Origin of the sequence: Enterovibrio qingdaonensis (assembly GCF_028683135.1) — a bacterium.
In the GTDB taxonomy this organism is placed as follows: domain Bacteria; phylum Pseudomonadota; class Gammaproteobacteria; order Enterobacterales; family Vibrionaceae; genus Enterovibrio; species Enterovibrio qingdaonensis.
On sequence record NZ_JAJUBB010000004.1, the window covers coordinates 229,002 to 251,400 of the forward strand.

The 22,399-nt window shown below is 47.6% G+C and carries 16 protein-coding genes; 3 read left to right on the forward strand and 13 right to left on the reverse strand.

Annotated elements, in window-relative coordinates:
- Positions 1 to 27 precede the first annotated feature (27 nt).
- A complete protein-coding gene (gene ppsA, locus LRP49_RS08090) occupies positions 28 to 2,421 on the reverse strand; it encodes a phosphoenolpyruvate synthase (protein WP_274141510.1) in 2,394 nt (797 codons plus the stop codon).
- Between the two features lie 183 nt (positions 2,422 to 2,604).
- On the opposite strand from ppsA, the gene ppsR reads away from it, so the two are divergent.
- Positions 2,605 to 3,441: a posphoenolpyruvate synthetase regulatory kinase/phosphorylase PpsR gene (gene ppsR, locus LRP49_RS08095; protein ID WP_274141511.1), complete on the forward strand. Its 837-nt coding sequence runs from the start codon at positions 2,605 to 2,607 to the stop codon at positions 3,439 to 3,441.
- A gap of 229 nt (positions 3,442 to 3,670) precedes the next feature.
- On the opposite strand, the gene LRP49_RS08100 is transcribed toward ppsR, so the two are convergent.
- The 11 genes from LRP49_RS08100 to LRP49_RS08150 form a co-directional block, all read right to left on the reverse strand.
- Positions 3,671 to 4,459 carry an SIR2 family NAD-dependent protein deacylase gene (locus tag LRP49_RS08100; protein WP_274141513.1) on the reverse strand — a complete coding sequence of 263 codons (789 nt, stop codon included), beginning with the start codon at positions 4,457 to 4,459 and terminating at the stop codon, positions 3,671 to 3,673.
- Positions 4,459 to 5,013 (reverse strand): non-canonical purine NTP pyrophosphatase, encoded by a 555-nt coding sequence (locus LRP49_RS08105; protein WP_274141515.1) that lies wholly within the window; start codon positions 5,011 to 5,013, stop codon positions 4,459 to 4,461. The genes LRP49_RS08100 and LRP49_RS08105 overlap by 1 nt, the downstream gene beginning before the upstream one ends.
- Before the next feature lie 303 nt (positions 5,014 to 5,316).
- A complete protein-coding gene (gene rdrB / locus LRP49_RS08110) occupies positions 5,317 to 8,094 on the reverse strand; it encodes an antiviral RADAR system adenosine deaminase RdrB (RefSeq protein WP_337992942.1) in 2,778 nt (925 codons plus the stop codon).
- Positions 8,094 to 10,658 (reverse strand): antiviral RADAR system adenosine triphosphatase RdrA, encoded by a 2,565-nt coding sequence (rdrA, locus tag LRP49_RS08115; protein WP_274141518.1) that lies wholly within the window; start codon positions 10,656 to 10,658, stop codon positions 8,094 to 8,096. Before rdrA ends, rdrB begins: the two co-directional genes overlap by 1 nt.
- Before the next feature lie 804 nt (positions 10,659 to 11,462).
- Positions 11,463 to 12,845: an ABC transporter ATP-binding protein gene (locus LRP49_RS08120; protein WP_274141520.1), complete on the reverse strand. Its 1,383-nt coding sequence runs from the start codon at positions 12,843 to 12,845 to the stop codon at positions 11,463 to 11,465.
- A complete protein-coding gene (locus LRP49_RS08125; RefSeq protein WP_274141521.1) occupies positions 12,842 to 13,678 on the reverse strand; it encodes an ABC transporter permease in 837 nt (278 codons plus the stop codon). Before LRP49_RS08125 ends, LRP49_RS08120 begins: the two co-directional genes overlap by 4 nt.
- A complete protein-coding gene (locus LRP49_RS08130) occupies positions 13,675 to 14,619 on the reverse strand; it encodes an ABC transporter permease (protein WP_274141522.1) in 945 nt (314 codons plus the stop codon). Before LRP49_RS08130 ends, LRP49_RS08125 begins: the two co-directional genes overlap by 4 nt.
- Before the next feature lie 8 nt (positions 14,620 to 14,627).
- Positions 14,628 to 16,115: an ABC transporter substrate-binding protein gene (locus LRP49_RS08135; protein WP_274141523.1), complete on the reverse strand. Its 1,488-nt coding sequence runs from the start codon at positions 16,113 to 16,115 to the stop codon at positions 14,628 to 14,630.
- A 475-nt stretch (positions 16,116 to 16,590) separates the two neighbouring features.
- Positions 16,591 to 17,937: an NADP-specific glutamate dehydrogenase gene (gdhA, locus tag LRP49_RS08140; protein ID WP_274141524.1), complete on the reverse strand. Its 1,347-nt coding sequence runs from the start codon at positions 17,935 to 17,937 to the stop codon at positions 16,591 to 16,593.
- A gap of 341 nt (positions 17,938 to 18,278) precedes the next feature.
- A complete protein-coding gene (locus tag LRP49_RS08145; protein WP_274141526.1) occupies positions 18,279 to 18,683 on the reverse strand; it encodes a cupin domain-containing protein in 405 nt (134 codons plus the stop codon).
- Between the two features lie 135 nt (positions 18,684 to 18,818).
- A complete protein-coding gene (locus LRP49_RS08150; RefSeq protein ID WP_274141527.1) occupies positions 18,819 to 19,271 on the reverse strand; it encodes a hypothetical protein in 453 nt (150 codons plus the stop codon).
- Positions 19,272 to 19,596: 325 nt separating this feature from the next.
- Here LRP49_RS08150 and LRP49_RS08155 point away from each other — a divergent pair, with 325 nt between their 5' ends.
- The gene (locus tag LRP49_RS08155; protein WP_274141528.1) at positions 19,597 to 20,562 is read left to right on the forward strand and encodes an alpha/beta hydrolase; all 966 of its coding nucleotides are present in this window, start codon (positions 19,597 to 19,599) and stop codon (positions 20,560 to 20,562) included.
- Between the two features lie 60 nt (positions 20,563 to 20,622).
- Here LRP49_RS08155 and LRP49_RS08160 read toward each other — a convergent pair whose 3' ends face one another.
- Positions 20,623 to 21,342: an SDR family oxidoreductase gene (locus LRP49_RS08160; RefSeq protein WP_274141529.1), complete on the reverse strand. Its 720-nt coding sequence runs from the start codon at positions 21,340 to 21,342 to the stop codon at positions 20,623 to 20,625.
- A gap of 98 nt (positions 21,343 to 21,440) precedes the next feature.
- Between LRP49_RS08160 and LRP49_RS08165 the strand changes: the two genes are divergently transcribed.
- A complete protein-coding gene (locus tag LRP49_RS08165) occupies positions 21,441 to 22,364 on the forward strand; it encodes a LysR family transcriptional regulator (protein WP_274141530.1) in 924 nt (307 codons plus the stop codon).
- Positions 22,365 to 22,399 lie beyond the last annotated feature (35 nt).

Sequence of the window (22,399 nt, forward strand, 5' to 3'; positions counted from 1 at the left end):
TCGTATTTTTAGGCGAGAATAATGTAATCAGAACTTAGGTTTGACGGTACCCAGCTTCATCCACGTATCGACAACCGTATCTGGGTTCAGTGATACAGAGCTGATCCCTTGTGCCATCAACCACTCTGCTAGGTCATCATGATCAGACGGACCCTGACCACAAATGCCCACGTATTTACCTGCGCGCGTCGCCGCTTCAATCGCCATCTTCAACATGGCTTTTACCGCGGGGTTACGCTCATCAAACAAGTGGGCTATATCGCCGGAGTCCCTATCAAGCCCCAACGTTAGCTGGGTCATGTCGTTCGAGCCAATCGAGAAGCCGTCAAAGTACTTGAGGAAATCATCCGCCAGCACCGCATTTGATGGTAACTCGCACATCATGATGACTTTGAGCCCTTGCTCGCCACGACGAAGGCTAAACTTCGCCAGTAAGTCATTCACTTCAGCCGCTTCACCTGTTGTACGAACAAACGGGATCATGATTTCTACATTTTTCAGGCCCATCTCGTTACGTACACGCTTAATAGCCTGCGTTTCCAACTCAAAACAGTCTTCAAACACGGGCGAGATATAACGAGAGGCCCCTCGGAAACCGAGCATTGGGTTTTCCTCATGCGGCTCATACTCACTACCGCCGATGAGGTTGCTGTATTCGTTCGATTTGAAATCAGACATACGCACAATCACGCGTTTCGGCCAAAAGGCCGCCGCAATGGTCGCGATCCCTTCGGTCAGCTTGCTAACATAAAAATCGACTGGATCTTTGTAGCCGCGAATACGCTGGCTGATCTCTGCTTTCAGCGCATCGCTTTGCGCATCAAAGTTCAGTAAGGCTTTCGGGTGAATACCAATCATCTTATTGATGATAAATTCCAAACGCGCCAAGCCGACGCCTTCATTCGGGATTTGCGCGAAATCGAACGCACGATCAGGGTTACCCACGTTCATCATCACCTTGGTCGGCAATACCGGCAACTCATCGACCGCTGTTTGATTAATCGAAAACTCAAGTTTTCCGTCGTAGACATAGCCCGTTTCGCCTTCTGCACAGGATATGGTGACATCAGCTCCATCAGCCAATTTCTCGGTAGCATCACCGCAGCCAACAATGGCAGGAATACCCAATTCGCGCGCAATAATCGCGGCATGACACGTTCGGCCACCGCGATTAGTCACGATTGCCGAGGCTTTTTTCATCACAGGCTCCCAATCTGGGTCTGTCATGTCTGTCACCAGCACATCGCCTTCCTGCACCAAAGACATTTCATCCAGCGACGCCACATTACGCACGGGGCCGTTTCCAATGCGTTGACCAATCGCGCGCCCCTCCACCAGAACACCCGCTCGGTCACTCAACTCATAACGCTCAATCACATTACTTTGCTTTTGCGAGCACACGGTCTCCGGACGTGCTTGAACGATATAGAGCTTGCCATCAATGCCGTCTTTCGCCCACTCAATGTCCATCGGACGCTGATAATGCTTTTCGATGATCATCGCTTGTTTAGCAAGCTCCGCTATCTCGTCATCATTAAGCGAAAACCGGTTTTGCTCTTCGTCTGACGTATCAATGACTTCCACTTGCTTGCCAATCACTTGGCTGTCCGCGTAAATCATCTTAATCAGTTTTGACCCAAAGGTACGTTTCACCACTGCTGGGTGACCTGCTTGCAATAGCGGCTTATGGACGTAGAACTCATCGGGATTTACCGCGCCTTGCACCACCATTTCGCCCAAGCCCCAAGACGAGGTGATAAACACCACCTGGTCGAAGCCAGATTCGGTATCAAGGGTAAACATCACGCCTGATGACGCTTTATCCGAACGCACCATGCGCTGAATACCCGCAGACAGCGAGATGCCTCTGTGGTCAAAGCCCTGGTGGACACGATAAGAAATGGCACGGTCATTAAACAGCGACGCGAATACGTGCTTCGTTGCTTCCAGCACAGCATCAATACCCTTCACATTGAGGAAGGTTTCTTGCTGGCCTGCAAACGAGGCATCAGGCAAATCTTCTGCCGTCGCTGACGAACGGACGGCGACGGAAAGCGCCGTGTTTCCATCAACCAGCGTTTGGTAGTTGTCGCGAATGTCCTGCTCCAAATCGGCAGGAAACGGCGCATCCAGCACCCATTGTCGAATTGTAGAGCCAGATTTTCGCAAAGCATCAACATCTTCGACGTCTAGGGTATCGAGAATTTGGTGAATGCGATCATCCAGCCCTTCGTAATCAAGGAACTGGTTAAACGCGTAAGAGGTAGTAGCAAAACCATTGGGCACTGAGACCCCCGCATTGGCAAGGTTAGATACCATTTCGCCAAGCGAGGCATTTTTTCCGCCGACTTTGTCTACATCATCCATGGACAGGGAGTCGAACCAAAGGGTGTTCTTATGCATGTCTTTCTCCAGAAACATTGCAGCAGTTGGGTGTTAGCAAACTTCCTTTTCTTGCTACAAACGCCTCCAGCCTTCACAAGCTGGCGAGACGTTAATAGCCCTTTGAATGTTGTTATTGTTATATTCAAACCATCGCCGAGATATGCATCCGTTGAGATAGTTTGAATTTCATCCTATCGAAATTTGCGAGGAACTTAACCTTTGAAGCGCGCAGAAATTCAAAATCGAGACGTTTTCTATGTCTCGGATGGGACAGCCATCACATGTGAAACCTTGGGACACGTTGTTCTTGGACAATTTTCTTTTGTGCCAAACGAGAAAACTTTCCCCTTTGTCGAAACTCAAGACAAAGTCAGCGATTTGGTCAAAGAAATACAACTTTCCCATGAAAAACATGGGGTCAAACCTCTGGTCTTCTTTTCCATGGTCATCCCGAACGTAAGGGCGCAATTGTTGGAGGCGCCTGCTTTTTTCTATGATGTGCTGGAAAGTATTGTTCAGCGGGTGGCTGAAGACACAAAGATTGAACCAAAGCCGAAATTGCAACGCTCTCGCAGTGTCGGCAAAGACTCCGACACCTACTTTGACCGTATATCAGCTATTGAATACACGCTGGCGCATGACGATGGCGTATCGCTCAAAAACCTCGACAAAGCCGATGTCATTATTTTGGGAGTATCACGCAGCGGTAAAACCCCCACCAGCCTGTACATGGCGATGCAATTTGGCCTGCGCGTCGTGAATTACCCGTTTATCGCCGAAGACATCGCTTCCCTGCGTCTTTTGCCTGAATTTGAATTTCAACGCCATAAGCTTTTTGGTTTAACGATTGAACCTGAAAGGTTGACGCAAATCCGACAGAATCGCCTTTCCGGCAGCGAGTACGCCAGCAGTGAACAATGCCAGCAAGAAGTCGCCGCCATTGAAGCTCTTTTTCGCAGTGAAGCCATCCCCTACATCAACACTAGCTCGTTGTCTGTAGAGGAAATCTCAACGCGGATATTGGAGAGAACGGGGATGAAGAGAAGGTTGTTTTAGCTCGGGAACCATCAGAGGATTGAGGGCGATTGCTTTTGTTTAGGTGCTTAGAAAGGAATTGGACAGAAATCAGTTAGACCTTATGCTCTAATGTGTCCAATTCGGATAACTTCACATTGGGCAAAGAGAATGGGACGGCTTTGCTGTACGAGAGCAGTGGCTGCTAACGCAGCCAAAATGAATGCTAAAGACTATTGATTGGAGAAAAGTTCACATGTGTTAGTTGTAATCATTTGAACTTATATAGAAAGTCAATCAACGCTTTTTGTGGATCATCTTCATGAGACGTTATCATTTTTATTCCCCATTGTTCTAAGATTGCTTCCTGAACAGGGTTTGGTCGATGTGTGAACACATATGACTTTGGTTGTGTGCCTCCACACTTATTAGATTTCCAAAGTTTCGCCAGCTTATAGAAGAGAAATCTCAAATTTACATCAGCAAGACTGTAACCAATAAATAGAACCGATTTACCTAGCACATCCGCTCTAAGTTTTATGTCCAAGGGTGATTCAAACTCTAATCGTTCATAGTAGCTGGATTCATCGAGAACAATAGATTCATCATTATCAAAATCACCATGGAATTTTATTACCTGAGTAATACCATTTTTTATCTGAGGAATATCAGATACACTAGCTATTTTAGTGAATTTTTTATCGTATAGCTCTAGGGAACGCTCGATCCAGCGATCATAGTTTGTAGTGTAAATGATCGGGAATTTTGCATTAGCAATCGATTTGTGAATTTCTGAGGAAGGTAAATCGACAGCACTTGAGTGCCAATTTGTATCCATCCAGCTTCTTAAAGGACCGATTGTTCCTTTTTTAATACGATAGTATTCTGCAAGCGCTAAACTCTCACCAAATGTACTATAAATATCAGGGTCGTATCCCAGTTCTTCAGCAATTTTATTTATTAGCTCTGACCACGTTGGTAGACCCAAATTTTTTGAAACGCCAGCGCCAACAAATAAGATCACATTACCATCTTTATAAGAACGAATTAGGTCTTCCATTAGATAACACTCTCCACTAAGTACTGCGAAAATTGTTCAAAAGCTCTTTTTCGCATCGATATCGAATTTTTCTCTTCACCTAACTCTGCGAAGGTTTTGTCGTACCCTTCAGGTATAAAGATACAGTCCCATTGAAACTCTATATTTCCTCTAGGTTCAGGAGAAATATTACCACTGACTTCGCCTTCAAAAATTCGAATGTTTTTCGCATCACAATACGCAATGACAGTTTTCGCTTTTAGTGCTGTATTTTCACGTCTTCCGAATAATTCTGAAAATGTATCAGGTCCTAGTTTGTCCCAAAAAACTTGTGTCAATCCTCCTGGGAACCCAGATAAACTTTCGATGTACAAACCTGTATGCTCGATAAAAACAGGTCGACCTATTTGCTCAAATGCTTTTAAAACTTTATCTCTGACTATATCTTCAATATTTTCTGTTTGTATTTCATGAATTTTAATCGGTGCATGAACAATAGAAACTCCGATATCTCCAATCATGGATTCAACTTCTTTCGCTTTGAACGGGTTTTTAGTTACAAATCTTATTTTCATTTTTTACAATTTTTCTCCCGTTAGATCCCAATGCAGGTCAATGAAAAAATCCGCTTTAGGATTTTTCACGTATCTAACCACGTTAGAGTTTATTTCAAGTGTATGTTTTGGATAAAGTATCATGGCTATTCTTCAAGCTATCGGCCTAACTGTTAGAGTTAGAGACTGCTCAGCTTAGGCTTAGCCAAACGAGGACAGGATAAAGAAAAACTATTACGTCATAGCTTGCTTCTTGCGTATCAGCGATAACATTAGCAACTCATCATTACATGTTTCATTAGCTCAAGGAGACTATCGAGGGGGTTATATTGCTTCAAAAACAGGTAAGTGATTTCTTTGAAATTGCTCAATACCGTAGATTCTCAGCTCTTCTAGCCAGCGTTCGGCGACAGTTCGACCAATCCCTAGTTCTATTGCGGCCTCTCTCAACAATAGAAACTCTGTCCTTAATGTAGTCGGCATAATGCCTGGGTCATCGGTATTTACCAGTACACGTACTGGGCCTCGGCGCAAGCCGTACGGGTTGGCTGCACTCCCTAACTCCAATACTGATTCGTCCGGCGGGCACCAGCGAAAAATCGGATGTTCGGTGTGTGAATTTAGCCGTGCAATATAGACATTAGAGGTCGGGTTAGTTTCGATAATAAGCCCCAGCTTGTCGTACTCGGTCAGCAGCCAGTCTTGCAGCGCGTGCATGAAATCCAGCTCAGCCAGAGTATCTACATCTTCAAGAATTTCTTCATCTGCCTTATGACCAAACTTGGTGTGAAGCCCGCTATACGCTGCAGCTTCGTCCCCCATGCGCACAATTACCAGCGGCGCTTCGTTTACCGTACTCAGCCATTCATGACGAGCCCTATACAGTTTGCTTGCTAATGTGCTGTTCTCACTTAATACCACATGATCTGGTAGAGCGCTCGACTCTTGCGAATTAACTACCCAGCTTTCTCCTACCTCACTCAAACGATAGTAGCAATTACGTCGCAGCCACCATGCTTGGTGTAGATCAACCGGCATCGCGTGACGCAACTGTGATGTTTCAAAACCGGCAGTCTGCTCTATAGGCTCTTTATCATCACGGCCACAACCATTTGCTGTCATCAAATCCGGCACCTGCCACCAACATGACAACCGCCAAAAACGCTCAATGCGTCGCTCGAACAGGGGTAATACTTGCTGCGCAAGCGGCAGCACTCCGCTCAGCATACTGGCGTGATGCCAGAGCCATACCAGATTATCCAGATGTTCATCCAGCGGCAGCATCATTTCACCCTGTCGTGCAGCCCACTGTTTCGGTACTATGCCTAGTGCTAACGCATGTCCTAATCGGTCTCCCTCACGCATCTCACAAAATCGCACCGTCTCGTCAATATGACGCATGCCAGATGCTGGATGAGCATAATCCTCTCCGGCATGAATGCTCAGATGAAAACCCTTGCTGGCGCGCTCGCCATCTGGCAGTGACTTGAAACCACTACGCAACCAACGAAGTACTGGCGCAAACCACTCGATCTTAAGCGCGTTTTCATCCCCCGCCACATCCAGCCCACGAAACCATCTTGCAGGTTGAAAATGGAAATTCGGGTTCAGTTTTCCGCCCAAAAACTCGGCCGCATTCCAGCCTGATGCACTTTCTAGATTGCGCACCAATTTTTCAGCCTCTTTCCACAGCTTTTTGCCATCTGACTTCGGGCGTTGGCTTTGTTTATGAGGAACCGAACGAGAGAAGTGGCCACAAAATTGCCAACGCTCTAGAGCCTGCATAGTAGCCAAAGCTTGCATATCTAGCTGAATATCAGGCTCGCCAAAAATGTAAGGCGGTCTTGGCAACGACAAACTGGCATTCGCAAGCAAACCGCGAGCAATCTCGCCAACAAACGCAGGCTTGAATGCCATCGGTCCAGACTTGAGCTCAGCTACATCCGCAGTAGCTGGCAACAGTCGGCGGATATTGTCATGTCCTTTGGGATTGCGTTGCATTGCTGAGCTGAAAGACCGCTCAGCAAAGCGCGTCAGTCCCTGTCCATCCATGATCAAGCTACGGCGTAGTTGGTTAATTGTCTGCCAAAAACACAGAATGGCAGCACGTTGTAGTGGGTGCGAGTTTTCTTCGGCGTAACGGCGGCAAAGATAGAGATGTAGCCAAAGCCAGCGATTGGCCTCGCAACGACCCATCGCAAATGCAAACTCGCCTAGCAGCCAATCTGCACTACCGAAGCTTGCCATATGCTGGCTGGCAGTTAGCAACCCCCAGTCCGGCTTGCGGATGGGAGTATTCATAGTAAGATTGAGCTGTGTCAAAAGCTGTGGCCAATCTTCCTGACGCCATGACCAATTGCTCTTATGAGTTTTGGGTTGAGCGTCTTGTTCATCTTGCATCTCGCATAGCGGCACACTTGGCTTAAGCAACAACACCAGCAGTTGCCGCGCACGATGCAACAAGGGCTGCAGGCTGTCATACTGTTCGTGTCGCCACAGATTCTCCTTAGCACTGAGAGTCAACTCGCCACTGCCCAGCAAGTAGTCATCGAGAATCGCGCTATCTGCGGTGAGGCCCCAGAAATGCAGATGACCTTCAGCAAACGGCGTCGATCGGTTGCCGGGCGGGGCGAAAAAGGCAGTTTGTGCCGATACGACGCGTCGGACATCGTTGGCCTGCGGTTGCGGCACCTCATCCAGCCATTGCGCCAAGTGCCAGCCGGCCACAAGTGTCGGGTCAATACCCGCTGCGAGGCGCACATACGCCTGTACTTCGCCCTCTCGGTAGCATAGCAAGTCGCCATTACGCTGCATTAGGCGCTGTTGCAGCTCGTCCAACCAAGGAAGTTTCGATGTCAGCAGCAAATCACCATCGAGCATACGCCCCATAAGCTGGCGCACATCGGTTAACCGGTGCTTACGCGGAAAACGCGCCTCTACGCCCTCTACCAGCAAATGGTAGTATTCACACTGCAACCGGTGCCAGCGGTCATACTCAAGTCCTTCATCGGGCTGCAGCAAGAGCTGCCACAGCCAAGCGGACAACCTTTCATCGCCAAAAAAACACTCGGCGGCATGTTCAGTTAGAGTGCGCTGAAGCATCAGAATTGCTCTGGGTATTTTGACTTGATTGCTGTTAACAATGCAGTTTTGGCTTTAGATTTTCTCTTATATCGGTCCTCCATGTCATTTAACAATATCTGGCATTCAGACTGATTTTTTGTGACAAGAGCCTTCTCTAACTCGGCGGGCTCTTGTGCTTGAACTTCTGTAATGTTTAATTTTCCAGCTAACCATTTAGCTGCACTTTCATTTTGATTTGTCTTCTGAGTTTTGGATGGCTCATCCTTTGGCCAATCAAACTTGATGACTTCATCAATCCACTTCTTCAACGGGTGCTCTGACAATACATAGCTCACAACTCTGCAATTCTCCCCAAAAGAAACTTTATTATTGTATTCACTACTTTGCTTCTCTTTTTGATTTAGTGTTGGAGAGAATGGCAGGACATTAACTTTAAACTGGTCGTGTTGTTCGTAGTTCTTCAGATTTTCACGGTTGATATTGGTAGTTGCTACTACATTTTTCAGACCAAATAATTCCCCTTTTTCAAAACTGCCAAAGGCAAACCAAGTTGAATAGAAGACATGAGCCACCATATTCAGTGCAGTTCCAATCTGTTTCATACCATTTGGTTCCAACTCCGCACTCGCTACTTGGCTATAAACTTTATTGAATACCTTGTAAACCAACCAAGGCGACAGGTCGATTTGATTTACATGACAACTAATGCGCCATGCTTCTATTTCTCGATGTAGTTGCTCGACTAATAAATCTATATCGTACTCTTCGTTTGGAGTATCTAGCGAGGTTTCATCTGCACTACTTGCGGGCTTACTTGTTTTTTCGTCAAACGTAATTTTCTTCGTCGGAGCCAGCGCCGCAGTAGAAAAGAAAGGCGCTCTACCCACAATGGCATGAATATCTTCCGCTGATAATGGCCCAACAATGCTGGCAATAAGCAACTCAAATACCCGCCCGATATTTAGTAGCATGGTTTGCTTGGCGTTGGTGTAGAAATTACTCTGAGCCAGTAAAGCGATCAAAAAGCTTGCTTTGTTCTTTTGTTCATCTTGCAAACCTTGGCTCGAAAGAGCCCGAACTTCCTTATTGTAATTCCACCCTCTGCCTGAATTTACCCCAACCTCTGCCACCGGGTACGGTAAAATAGTCTTGTGTGATTTGATTCCTGCTAACCACTCTTCAGGTAAGCGTCCTTTCAATAATGCCGGCCAAGCGGAAAGATCATCCGCCTTGTCGAAAAGCTCAAAATTGGCTGTCGCCTGTGTTAGTGGCTGGAATAAAGGGGTATCGAAAATACTGCCGCGCTGGTTAGATGACTTAGAGTTCGGCACTGCGTTCCAATGCTGTTTTGCAAGCAGCAACAAATAAACGGCACCGGCCTTAGGTTCATAGCAAAAATAATTAGCCATTCTCTGCACCATGGCAGTTTTTTGACACGGCTTCATTACATCTTGTTCATCAGGCGGCATTTGCCATTTTTTTCGTACTTCTAGCTCATCTCCAGCAGAACGGATCGATGCAGGTAAATCAAGAATGAGGTCACTGCAATGTCTAACGAGTTGTGTTAAGGCACGAATCGATGGAATCGGTAATGTTAACTTGCTACCTTCTAGGCCATTCACTGGCCCAGACAAAAAGATCTCCATCCAAGCGATAAAGTTGCGCAGCGACATTACTTCGGTTTTCTGACTATCACACAAATAAATATCGCTTTGCTGCCAATATGTATCAACTGGCGGCATAGATAGACGCCGCGTGAATGGCAAAATCTTGCGCTGATACTCTGCGGCCAAATCTATGGCCTTTTCATAGGCCTCTTTTCGACGGTAGTTGGAGTCCTTAGTCAATCGGCCATGAAAATCGCGCCAAGTCACATCGTTGTATAGTTCACGATCACCGCAGACGATGGGCAACACATGAGGCGTTGCCAAATAGCGTCGCACAATTTCGAGGTTCTCAAAAGCACGATTCAACGAGGTATCAACATCATCAATCGGCAAAATCAGCAGTTTTTTCTCTAACAAGCCAAGTACTTCACGGAAGAAATCCTGCACGCAATCAGCCAAATACTTATTGCTATACATTGCACGCACCTTATCCATACCGTGGCGTTCTTTTGCAGTTTCTACAGACTCGAGTGACTGGGCGAGTTTCTCAAGCGTCTGGTTCAAGCTGCGAGCCTTGTTTGGCTCTTTTCTTTGCGCTTCTTTAACGTCCTTGTCGTGCAGCACTGCCGCAACAATGATATGCAAAAATAAAGATTCACCATCTTCAAGTAGGGTCGGGTCTACTGGGTCAAGGATGTGCACCTCCTTCAACACATCTTCATTTTTAAGATAGCTTTTCAAATTTACCAGTACAGCGGTCTTTCCAGTGCCGCGAGCACCATCTATCGAGATGGCATTGTGCTCACGGAGCTCATTCAGAGTTCGGTTTGTGGCAGAATTTGCCTTATCTACTGCTTCTTTGATCATTTGAGCCAGCGGTTTGTACACCTCGTTACGAGGTAGCAAGGTATTGGCGTCAGGTAAGACTGCGGATTCGCCTGCGTTTAGAGGAATGTATATCTTGTTCTGGCTCATGAAAGACACCTAGCTAATTGATTTTTAAACGATAAATTTTCAGCCATTCTATCACAAAAAAACATTTTCAGTTGCATATGAAGCACACTTTCACAATATCAATGCCAACAATGAACATACAAAATCCATCAGAAGAATATATTGTTTTAGGCCCATCTTTCTTTGGGCTTTGTAAGGCTTGCTTGGTGCAGTGGATTGGTAAGTTTGGTCACATAGTTAGACTAGAAAAAGTAAGTCAGATGGAGCTTTGGTGATGTATGTGCAAAATCAGTTGAAACAAGGAATGGGGCAATTTAGCGTTTACTCTATTCACACCTATTAGCGCGAACGATATGGACAAAAAATAGCCACCCATATAGAAGCCCAGCGCCATAAGTAACATGACTTACCTTAACCTTTCAGACAGTGCATCAGGAGACCGTTTCTGTCTGCGTTTACTCAAACACAGGCACGTCACATGCACATTCTCAAACTTAGCGCACGCTCGCAGTAGCAACGCTTTGTATTCAGCTCGTCAACATGATGAGTGTCCGCTACCTTGATACCTCCAACATACTCCTGTCCGCAGCAAAGATTTGTCTTGTCGCGATTCCGTTTATTTATATTGGTAGTGTCGGCTTCTCGGTCTATTACGGTAGCGGTGCGCTGAAATTCCCCTATGTGTCTCTTGTACTCATGGCGGCTGGGTTTTCTAGAAAAATACTATCTGAATTGGCATGGAAGACATGATGAAAGCCTAGGGCACATACGTTAAAAACCGAAAACATGATTCGTTTTCGTGTTAATCCAGCAAGGTGAGTCAGGCTACCAGCCCAAGGTTATCTGGCGATCAGTGGATTTGTCTATCAAGCTAGGATCGTGACTGACCAATAACATGGCGATGCCGCGTTCTTTCGCCAAGCTGGTGAGCATTTCCATCACGTCACGTTGAGTCAAAGGATCGAGCCGAGATGTCGGTTCATCTGCGAACAAAAACACAGGCTCAAGCAACAATGCTCTTGCAATTGCGAGACGTTGTAATTCACCACCAGAAACAGCATCTGGTGTTCGATTCAACAGCTCGGGATCAATGCGCAGTTGCGAAAGAAGAGGTTCAAGGCGATCGCGAGAGATGCCATGCAGCAACATGAGATCTTTCAGCCCGCGACCAATCGTTTGATGAGGAGAAAACGCCGCCGGCGGATCCTGCCACAGTTTTTGAAACTTGATTTGCGAAGCTGTACTTGAACGCACAACGCTTCCTTCTTGGGGCTCTAAAAGACCTAAGAGTACATCGCCGAGAGAAGACTTTCCCACACCTGAAGGCCCGCATAACCCCACAACCTCACCAGCACGAAGAGTGATCGACATGTCATTGAATAGATGACGCTTTCCCCGAACAATCGTGAGTTGATTACCCTGCAACACAACCGACCCCAATGTCGCAGGCTCTTTTTCTTGCCAATGGCGAGGTTCAGCGGCAATAAGCTCAGCGGTATATTGCTCTTTGGGGCTGCTCAACACTGATGTCGCGGGGCCTTTTTCAACCACCCGCCCTTCGCGCATGACGATGATCTCACCACCCAACGCTTCAGCAAGTTGTAGGTCATGCGTAATGGTAAGAAGTGCGCCTCCAGATTCTGGAACTGAACGAAGTTGCGCCGCCACATCATCTCTGCGCGAAATATCGAGCCCTTTGGTTGGCTCATCAGCAACCACGATCTTTGCTCCACCAGCTCGCGCAGCGGCGACAGCAAGCCGCTGTGCCATGCCTCCCGACAGTTCAAAAGGAAAACGGTGTTTGGCTTCCGACAGTCCCATTGCGGCGAGTGCTTCTTCAGCTAAACGCGGCGCATCCGCCTTGTTTGCCACGAGTTGATGCACTTCTGCCACTTGCTGTTTCGAAGGCATCAACGGATCAAGAGCACGCCATGGTTCTTGTGGCAGAACAGAAATCTTACGCCCCCAAAGCGGTTCAATATCCGAAGGATGACGTAAGTCGATTGTTGCGGACTCTAACTGCAATTCACCTTTAGCGTGCAGCTCCTCTGGCAAGGTGCCGAGGATCGCCTGTGCAAACAAGCTTTTCCCCGACCCTGTCTCCCCAATAAGCGTGACAGCCTGACCTCGCCCTATCTTGATGGCGATGTGTTCGACCAAGCATTCAGACTCGTGAAAAACGCTCAGTTCTGCACTAAGTAACGTCATGCTTTTGTCCTCCCCGCAATTAGAGTGAGTGCAAGCAATGTCATCAGGGTTGCGACAACGGGTTGGATAAGTGCCCAAGGAGCCTCTCTCCAATAAGGGAGCAGTTCCACCATCATGGAGCCCAATTCAGGTGTTGGCGCGCGAACACCGACAGAGACAAAACCAAGTGCGGCAATCCCCATCACCACAGCCGCGAACGTCAACGCAAAGGTCGTAGTGAGAACAGGCGCAAGCTCTGGCCAAAGGTGTGTACGGAAAATATAGAGAGGGCCAAACCCCAGCAGCTTTGAAGCTTCTACGGCGGGTGCCGCTATCTGAGCTCGAACGGTAGCGCGAGTCAGTCTAAATATTTCAATCCAGAGTGTCAGCGACAATCCCGCCCAAAATGCCAACGGTTGATTAGGTAAAATTAAACCCGCGATAAGCACAATAAGGAGTGCGGGTATCGCCATCACGGAATCCGCCAGAAGTACCAGCAGTCGGTCAATCCATCCTCCACGCCAACTCGCCAAGATACCCAATGCAACACCGATAAAGGCGGCGGTCAGCAAGGTGGCGAAAGCAATGGTCAGCGACAGACGCAATGCAGCCGACAAACGGGCTGACATTGAACGACCGAGATGATCATAGCCAAACAACATCTCAGCTGAAGGTGGCTGAAGCGCATTCAACAAGCTTTGTTTGGTTGGATTAACAAGGTTTAGATATGGCTCTGCAAAGGCAAAAATCAGCACAATGGCCAAAAGCGCAACACCCAGTAAACGGCCATTCAGTTTACTGGTGAAATAGCGGACGCTTGTGTTCTGTTCAGAGCAATTTGCGTGTGACGTCATTTGGAAGGAGCCCTTGGGTCAAGAATGCGGGTGGTGACATCGGCCATGGCATTCACCAACACGAACGCTAACCCCATAACGAGTGCTGTGCCCTGCACCATGGGAACATCTCGATGGAACACCGCATGCACCAATGCATGACCAATGCCGGGCCAGCCAAAAATGGTTTCAACCACCACCACACCTTCCATCAACGCCACAAATTGAGCAGCGACTAGCGTGATGAGCGGGACAGAGATATGGCGTAAGCCATGATGCAACAGCACTTGCCGCTCACTCAGTCCTTTCCAGCGCGCAAAACGCCACCAATCTGAGTTTTTCGCCTGCACAACCGCTTCACGAGTGATGCGCGTGGTATTCGCAGCCAATCCCATCGCAAGAGTCAGTGCGGGAAGAATGAAATGCTCTGCGTTGCCGTAGCCTGCGGCAGGAAGCAAACCCAAACCCACCGAAACAACAACGATGAGTCCAAGCCCCAACAGAAACTGTGGCGTGGCTTTAAACATTGCGGCCATAAAAAGCGTCCCGCGATCCAACCAGCTTCCAGGGTGCAGTCCGGCCCAAATTCCCAACGGAGGGCCAATCAACAGCGAGAGCAGTAGTGCCACGCCTGCCAGTTGGGCAGTTGCACCAAGTTGATGAACAATTTCCCCCCACACCGATTGACCGGTTACCAATGATTGGCCGAGATTCCCTGTGGAGAGATCTTTCAGCCATCCTAAGAAAGCTGACACGCCGGAAGGGTCTCCGATTTGTGAACGCACTAACTCAACATTATCAATATTGATGTTGTCATAGCCAAACCTTGCCCCTGCTATCCGAAATAGCATGTCGCCGGGCAACGCCATCATCATGGCAAAGGTCAACACTCCAACGAGGATGGCCACCACAATGGCTTGAGAAAAGCGCCACATCAGGGCATTCAGAATCGGTTTAGTCAAAACACCCCCTATTTCACCCAAGTGATTTCAGACAAACCTATGGTGCGTTCAAAAGGGTCGACCACAACGCCAGAGACTTTATCTGTCACGGCCATGTTGAGCTGATACCAGGCAATCGGTAGCACAGGAAGCTCGTCGTGTAACGTCGCGACAAGGTGCTCGCGTGTCCCGTTTGGCGCGCCACCCGCAGCCATTGCTTTGACCTTTTGGGTAAAATCGTCATTGCGCCATCCCATGGCTCCCCAGTCACCGCCTGGCGCGTAGTCTTGAAGAAGTGTGCCCACTGGGTTTGGCACTAACGCGAAGTTTCTAGCAAAGAGTGCGGTAGAAAGTGTACCGTTGTTATGCTTGGCAGGAATTTCAGTGTAACTGGTTGAGTTAATGACAGGCACGGCTCCTACTTCCGCAAACTGTTGTTCAAGGACAGCGGCGACCAGTGGCAGTTCTGGGCGATCGGGGTAAGTAAGGATTTCAATCTCCATGGCTTTGCCATCTTTCTCTAAAATCCCATCTGCATTCACATTCCACCCTGCTTTTGCTAAATCCGCTTTTGCTTCTTCCGGGTTGTAAGCCAAAGGGGCTAATGCGTCGTTGTGCCACGCAGCCATGCTTTTGGGAAACATTTGCGTTGCACCGGTTTCGTAGCGCAATACCGCTTTTGCAATGCCCGCTCTATCTATGGCTTTTGAAAGTGCTTTTCGCGTAGCTTGATCGAATATTTCTCCGTTGACCTTGAGCATCAATACGCGTGGAATAGCCGTAGAAACAACGTCGAGATTATTCGTGTTTTGCAGTCGATTGAAAGAGGCAGGATCTAGGCTCAAGGTGACATCTGCATCGCCACTTTCCGCCATCAGCGCGCGCGTTTCCGCACGGCTAATGCCATGATAGGCCGCTTTGTCTATCACCGCGGACTTCCCCCAATAGTCTTCAAACGCCTCGACGGTCATTTTGATCGGCGGGGAAAACTCGGCCACTTTGTATGGACCCGTACCCACAACTTCTACGACATTGCCATCCTTAATCGACGAAGGTGAGATGATTGCTGAACGATACTCCACAAGCATGGCAGGTAGCATGGCGAAAGGCTCTGAAAGCGTAATGGTCACCGTATTGCCTTGGCCTGAAATGTTCTTGATAGGCGTTTTCGCAAGCAGTCCCCCATTGTTTCGAGACCAGTCTAACGATTGCGCAACCGCATCGCCGTTCATTGGCTGCCCATCATGAAAAAGAACGTTATCTCGCAGCTTAAACGTCCACGTTAACCCGTCTTCAGACACCTCCCAAGCATCCGCGAGGCCGGGAATCAACCTGCCATCTGCTTCTGCATCGACAAGCGTCTCTGTTACATCCATTTTGAGCAAAATGCCACCGGAAGTAATCGGGTCTTTCCCTTTGAGTTCAAAGGGCGCAACAACATCAAGCACCCCATCCTCAGCATGTACAGACAGCGCGGTAACACCCGCAATTAAGGCAAACGATAGTGTCCTTATCATCATCCTCTCCTAGTGAATATTTTGAGGTCAGCTAGCGAAAATGGAGGGCAAGACAATCAGGCGCAGATTGGTTAGAGAAGTGTGGTAAGTGTTGACATGCCTCCATGCATATTTTGTTATGTTATAACATTGCAATTAGTTGTCAATACCATCTAAAAGCGGCATGATTGCTGTGTTTTGATAACGAAAGCTGGCTGACACATTGCCGATGAGTGGCATTTACGTGATGGTTAACGTCGAAAAGGCATTGAACCCAAAAGATATTTTTTCTTTCGCTCACAAAGCAGTTGAACCGAGTTTGTTTACCCATTCAGCACCAAGGTAAGAAGCTCTAGGCATTGATCATTTTTAAGAATATGTGCGAAATAAATGCGAATAGTGCTTCGAGCAAGATGAGCAGGTCACCTAGTTCCCTGACGACGGGGGACAAAAAAGCCACCTTACGGTGGCTTTTTGATTTGCCAGAGAACGAAACTCAGCAAACGCCTTGTGCCAACATCGCATCGGCGACTTTTACAAAGCCCGCGATATTTGCACCTAGCTCGTAGTTCACTTTGCCTGAGTCATCACGGCCATATTCCACGCAAGTATCGTGAATGCGGCGCATGATTTCCTGTAAACGCTGGTCAACTTCGTCGCGGCTCCAGCCTAAACGAAGGGCATTCTGACTCATTTCCAGGCCGGACGTCGCCACGCCTCCCGCGTTAGACGCTTTACCCGGTGCGTACATGACACCGACGTTATTGAACACAGCGACAGCGTCTGCCGTGCTTGGCATGTTCGCGCCCTCGGCGACTAACTGAACGCCATTGCCTGCCAGCATTTCTGCATCATGGGCATCCAACTCATTTTGCGTTGCACATGGCAGAGCAACGTCCATTTCATACTGCCACGGCTTTCCGTTTTCGCTGTAGGTCAGGCCCATTTTATGCGCGTAATCAGCGACACGCCCGCGTTTGACGTTTTTGATGTCCATAAGAATGGCGAGTTTTTCTGGCGTAAAACCTTCCGGATCGTAAACCGTGCCGCATGAGTCTGACGCGGTAATCACTCTGCCGCCCATCTGCATCGCTTTTTCAATGGCATACTGAGCGACATTGCCCGAACCCGAAACGCCCACACGCTTGCCTGTTAGTGCTTGGCCTTTTTCTTTCAGCATGGCTTCAACAAAGTAAAGTAAGCCATAACCTGTCGCTTCAGGGCGGATCAAACTGCCGCCAAAAGACAGACCTTTACCTGTGAACACACATTCAGCACTGTTAGAAAGCTTTTTCATCATGCCCGTCATAAAGCCAACTTCACGCGCACCCACACCAATATCACCCGCTGGCACATCGGTGTCTGCGCCTAAATGACGGTGGAGTTCCAGCATCAACGCCTGACAAAAGCGCATGATTTCGTTGTCACTTTTTCCTTTCGGATCAAAATCACTGCCACCTTTACCGCCACCCATTGGCAAGGTGGTTAATGCATTTTTGAAGGTCTGTTCAAACGCAAGGAATTTCAACACTGATGAGTTAACAGAAGGGTGGAAACGCATGCCACCTTTGTAAGGACCAATGGCAGAGTTGTGCTGTACGCGAAAAGCGCGATTAACATTCACTTTCCCTTGATCATCTACCCAGCTAACTCGGAATTGAATGAGACGCTCTGGTTCAACCAAACGTTCGAGTATGCCCGCGTCAATGTACTTGGGGTTCTTCTCAACGAAGGGCCAGATAGAAGTAATTACTTCGGTTACTGCCTGAAGGAACTCAGGCTGGTGTGGGTTATTTTTGGCAACTCGGGCCAAAAATGCATCTTTAAGCACAGCTTCGGTCATCACGAACTCCATTTACGTAAATAAAACTGCCCAGAGAATAAGTATGTGTTTGGTTGAGTATGAATATTTCAGCAGCGTTTATATCAGGTTCATGATCACCGCTCCTAAAGGATATGCATCGGTTTTAATCACACATCAAACTTCAAGAACAAAATATTTTGTTTTGTTTATTTAGCGTTAGGAGTAATGTAAATCCGTAGAGTCGCATATCTAGAAAACGGTCATCTCACATACTTCCCTACGGACATCTTAAGCATTGAAGTGCATCAATAGTCATTTTGTCTCTCAATGAGCATCGCATTGATGCACCGCTTGCTGGTTTTTCACTAAACGATCAGCGTTTACGCCAACGGCAAATTACTCTCAATAAAATCAAACGCACCGTTGTGGACATACACAAGCTTGCAGGTGTCGACGTAATTTACACTGTGAATCTGCCCTTTTCGAATGTAGGCAGTATCGCCTTGCTTGAAGACTTCGACTGGGCCATCTTTCACCAGTTTTCCATCCTCAACCACATAGAACTGTACCTGCATTTCCCCTTGGCTCATGACCGTCATGTCGTCACCCGGGTGACAGTGAGGCGGCTCAGACGTGCCAGCATCCCACCCTTCCAGCATCAATTCGACACCGGTAGGATCGGTCGGCAATGTGCCACGGTAAGTAAAGCCTTCTGGCAAATCCGGCTCTGATTTAAGCTGTTGCCATACTTCGCTGGTTTGCATTGATACTCGATTGCTGGACATGTGAGCCTCCGCGTTAGGAATCACGTTTTCAAAGTCTGTCGATATCTTACCAGCGGCGCAGCACCAGAGGTTGCGGCAAAAGTGGGAACATACTTTGCACGCGCTGTTGTCGAAAAGGAATGAAAAGGCCAGCGATTAATCGGTCGGGAGAAGAAAGAAATCAGTGTTTAAATGTATACGGTGAATAAGGTATCCAGACTCAGTTTCTATCAGTACTATCATCACGGTGCCGAGCCCATTCTCAAACTCTGCATCAACCTTCAGCGTGACAGTATCAATATCCTCAGTGCTAGAAGAAACGTTTAGCACTTCAGGCTCATTAAACGCCTTTAGCTCGCCAATTTTTGACATATATGCTGTGATTTTTTGGCCCCTTTCACTGCGAAATGTATCAAGTGCGCCAGGCGTCAATAAAAACGCAAATTCATCAAAGTTCCAATTTCCTATCAAAGGCATGCTTTCTGTTACAAAGGGTATTGCTTTTTTCTGTGCTTCCTCGATGCTGATTCTCGACCAAATTACAAACACCGCGAACAATAAGTAAAGAATACCGAGCGTTATGCCGATAACTTTAAGGGCCTGTCTCACACAACCACCACTGATTAAAAACATCTAAATCACGACTAGCCATCTTTCTTTATTATGATTTTTTTCTACTAGCGAGATGTGTCAGCATTGGTAATGTTCGAAACAATCAGCACTGTGTGTAGCGATTACTTTGCACGAGATGCCATGAGTAACCGTTGCAAAAAGCAGGAATGCACCAGTGCTATCGACGATTTTCAGTCAGTTACGAAAATTGACGAGGGTGCTCGCAGTATTGATAAACAGCCTAGATAGAAGATGATACTAGACAAGACTTCGATAGAATTCTCTATACGTGCGGCTGGGTTAACTGCTCAGGAGAAAAGCAATGAGAAAAGTTGTCGTCTTATGTTTCATGGTGTTTAGTTTTTTTGTCTCCGCATTGAGTTACGCAAACACATCACGCACTCAGTACATCAAAATCGATGCACCAGCGTTAGAAAATAATCTGCTCGAAACACCCACCGAGCAGTTCATTTACGTCGCTTTACCCCCTAGCTATTTCACCTCCGAAAAACGCTATCCCGTCGTGTATTACTTACATGGTTTCCAAGGTGTCCCGCTTGAAGCCCGCGTCCTTTCAGGAACTAAACTAGATAAGTACTCTGCAGAGAATGACATCCAAGAAATGATCATCGTTGGCATCAATGGCGCGAACCAGTTTGGTGGCAGTTTTTTTGTGAATTCACCTGTCACGGGCAACTGGGAAGACTTTGTGACCACCGATGTACTCAGTTACATCGATAGCACTTTCAGAACATTAGACTCTGCCCATCACAGGGGGATTGTTGGCTTTTCGATGGGTGGCTTTGCCGCGGTCAACATTGCGTTTCGACACCCCGATAAATTCAAACACGTATTCTCATTGAGCCCAGGGCTATTTGACCAAAACGGTCTACAAAGCGCAGTGACTCAATGGCGAGAACAAGGTTGGTTGCCAGTCTTTGATGCCTATGGCGCGGCATTCGCGCCTAACCCTCATAGCAACACGGGAACAATGTGGTATGAATGGGATTCAACCGATCCCACCGTGGTTGAAAAATGGGAATCTGGCTACGGGGATATCGACGAGAAAGTCGCCGCCTACCTCAAGCAAGAAGAGAAGCTGACCTCTATCTATGTGGAATATGGAAGTGAAGATGAATTCAAGTGGATTCCAGATGGAAGCCGATATCTGGTGAAAACCCTAAAAGAGAAAGGCATTGAGGTGAGCGAACACGATCATGGAAGCGGGCATGTGATCACATTCAGACAGGCAGAGCATATCATCGACTTTTTCGGGAAAGCATTTTAGATAAACGCCGAATGACAAACAAAAAAGCCATCACTAGGATGGCTTTTGTTTTTCTGTCGATTAAGGCTGCTGACGCGTTGCCGTCATCACGATCTCACGCACGCATACATTTTGCGGGAAGCTGTATGCGTAACATACTGCGCTGGCGATATCATCCGGTGCCAGTACCCCGCCCATTTCATCTTTCCAGCTATCGTAGCCCGCTTTGATTTCATCGCTGGTGGTGTGTGAAAGCAGTTCAGTTTCAACCGCACCCGGCGCAATGGTAATCACGCGAACATTGGCATCAGCCACTTCTTCACGGACGTTTTCAGAAATCGCGTGAACCGCAAATTTAGTACCACAGTAAGCGGCGTGATTCGGGAATGTCTTACGACCTGCCACAGAGCTGATATTAATGATGGTGCCGCCATTGCGCGCTTTCATCGGCTCCAATACTGCTTGCATACCGTTTAGAAGGCCCACAACGTTCACATTGAACATGGTTTGCCATTCCGCGACATTTTGCGTTGCAACGTCACCAAGCAACATCATGCCTGCGTTGTTCACCAAAAGGTCAACGTCGCCATACTGCGCTTCTGCTTCTGCAATCGCTGCATCAAATGCTGCTTTATCGGTTACATCCACCTTTTTGCACAGGGTGTTTGGCAGGTTCAAAGCTTCCAGACGCTCTACGCGGCGAGCAAGCAACAACAGTGGGTGGCCCAGTGCTGATAGTTGTCGTGCAATAGCTTCACCAATACCAGAACTTGCGCCTGTAATAACCGCTAATTTTTTCATGTGACACCTCTGTGTTGTGTTTCATCGTTATTGAAGCTGCATTGTAAATAGGTCATCATTGTTGATATATATGTCACAATAAAACTCTGTGTTACGCGATGAGCACCAATAACGATTCCCTCTCTACCAATCTTCAAGACATACGCGCCTTCGTTGCAATTGCCGAAGCGGGTAGCTTTTCAAAAGCAGCAGACAAGCTAAATACCTCGCGTGCTCATATGTCGCGGCAGTTAAGCCAACTAGAAGCGCGCCTTGGCATACAGTTGATTATTAGAACCACACGATCGCAACGCCTCACGCACGCCGGAGAAGCCTTTTTCATGCGATGTCAGGCAGCATTAATGCAAATCGACGACGCCATTAGCCACGCAAGTACCGATGGCGACCTAATGAAAGGTAGCATCGCCGTTAACTGTGTAGGTGGCATCATTGGCGAGACTTTGGTTGGAAATGCGATTCATCAATTTTGCGCAGAGCACCCGGACATCCACATAGAGTTAGACTTCAGCTCAGAGCGTGTTGATTTGGTTCAATCACGCTTTGACTTGGTTCTGCGTATGGGGGCACTGGAAGACTCGCGTTTAATCGGCAGGGAAATGGGAGAAATACGCATTGGCACCTACGCGTCACCGTCTTACTTAAACAGACGAGGAAGGCTCTCTCACCCATCACAACTTAAAGATCACCATTGCCTGACGGGTTCGGTCACAAAGTGGAAGTATGTGCCCGCTAACAAAATGGATAAAAGCATTGAAGTCGAGGTGTCAGGCAACCTGCAGTGCAAAAATGGCCACGTGCTGTATCAGTCAGCATTGAAAGGTAATGGTATTTGTCGGTTGCCCGATTTGTACTGCCAAGAGGCTGTGTCAGAAGGGAGGTTGGAGTCGGTGTTTGAGGACTGGAAAGTCGATAAAGTGCCTTTGTATTTGCTCTATCACAGAGACCGCCACCAGCCAGTCAGGCTAAAAGCACTCATTCAATTTTTGATGGCAGAGATCCCGCCACAGCTTGTGAAGAAATAAAAACGCCCTCGTATGAGGGCGTTTGTTTCATCCAA

Bases quoted from the DNA above. Each gene is read 5' to 3' on its own strand.
- LRP49_RS08155 (WP_274141528.1), top strand. From the start codon at position 19,597: ATGAGAAAAGTTGTCGTCTTATGTTTCATGGTGTTTAGTTTTTTTGTC.
- gdhA (WP_274141524.1), bottom strand. From the start codon at position 17,937: ATGACCGAAGCTGTGCTTAAAGATGCATTTTTGGCCCGAGTTGCCAAA.
- LRP49_RS08145 (WP_274141526.1), bottom strand. From the start codon at position 18,683: ATGTCCAGCAATCGAGTATCAATGCAAACCAGCGAAGTATGGCAACAG.
- LRP49_RS08120 (WP_274141520.1), bottom strand. From the start codon at position 12,845: ATGACGTTACTTAGTGCAGAACTGAGCGTTTTTCACGAGTCTGAATGC.
- LRP49_RS08125 (WP_274141521.1), bottom strand. From the start codon at position 13,678: ATGACGTCACACGCAAATTGCTCTGAACAGAACACAAGCGTCCGCTAT.
- rdrB (WP_337992942.1), bottom strand. From the start codon at position 8,094: ATGCTTCAGCGCACTCTAACTGAACATGCCGCCGAGTGTTTTTTTGGC.
- ppsA (WP_274141510.1), bottom strand. From the start codon at position 2,421: ATGTTTCTGGAGAAAGACATGCATAAGAACACCCTTTGGTTCGACTCC.
- LRP49_RS08100 (WP_274141513.1), bottom strand. From the start codon at position 4,459: ATGGAAGACCTAATTCGTTCTTATAAAGATGGTAATGTGATCTTATTT.
- LRP49_RS08135 (WP_274141523.1), bottom strand. From the start codon at position 16,115: ATGATAAGGACACTATCGTTTGCCTTAATTGCGGGTGTTACCGCGCTG.
- LRP49_RS08105 (WP_274141515.1), bottom strand. From the start codon at position 5,013: ATGAAAATAAGATTTGTAACTAAAAACCCGTTCAAAGCGAAAGAAGTT.
- LRP49_RS08160 (WP_274141529.1), bottom strand. From the start codon at position 21,342: ATGAAAAAATTAGCGGTTATTACAGGCGCAAGTTCTGGTATTGGTGAA.
- rdrA (WP_274141518.1), bottom strand. From the start codon at position 10,658: ATGAGCCAGAACAAGATATACATTCCTCTAAACGCAGGCGAATCCGCA.
- LRP49_RS08165 (WP_274141530.1), top strand. From the start codon at position 21,441: ATGAGCACCAATAACGATTCCCTCTCTACCAATCTTCAAGACATACGC.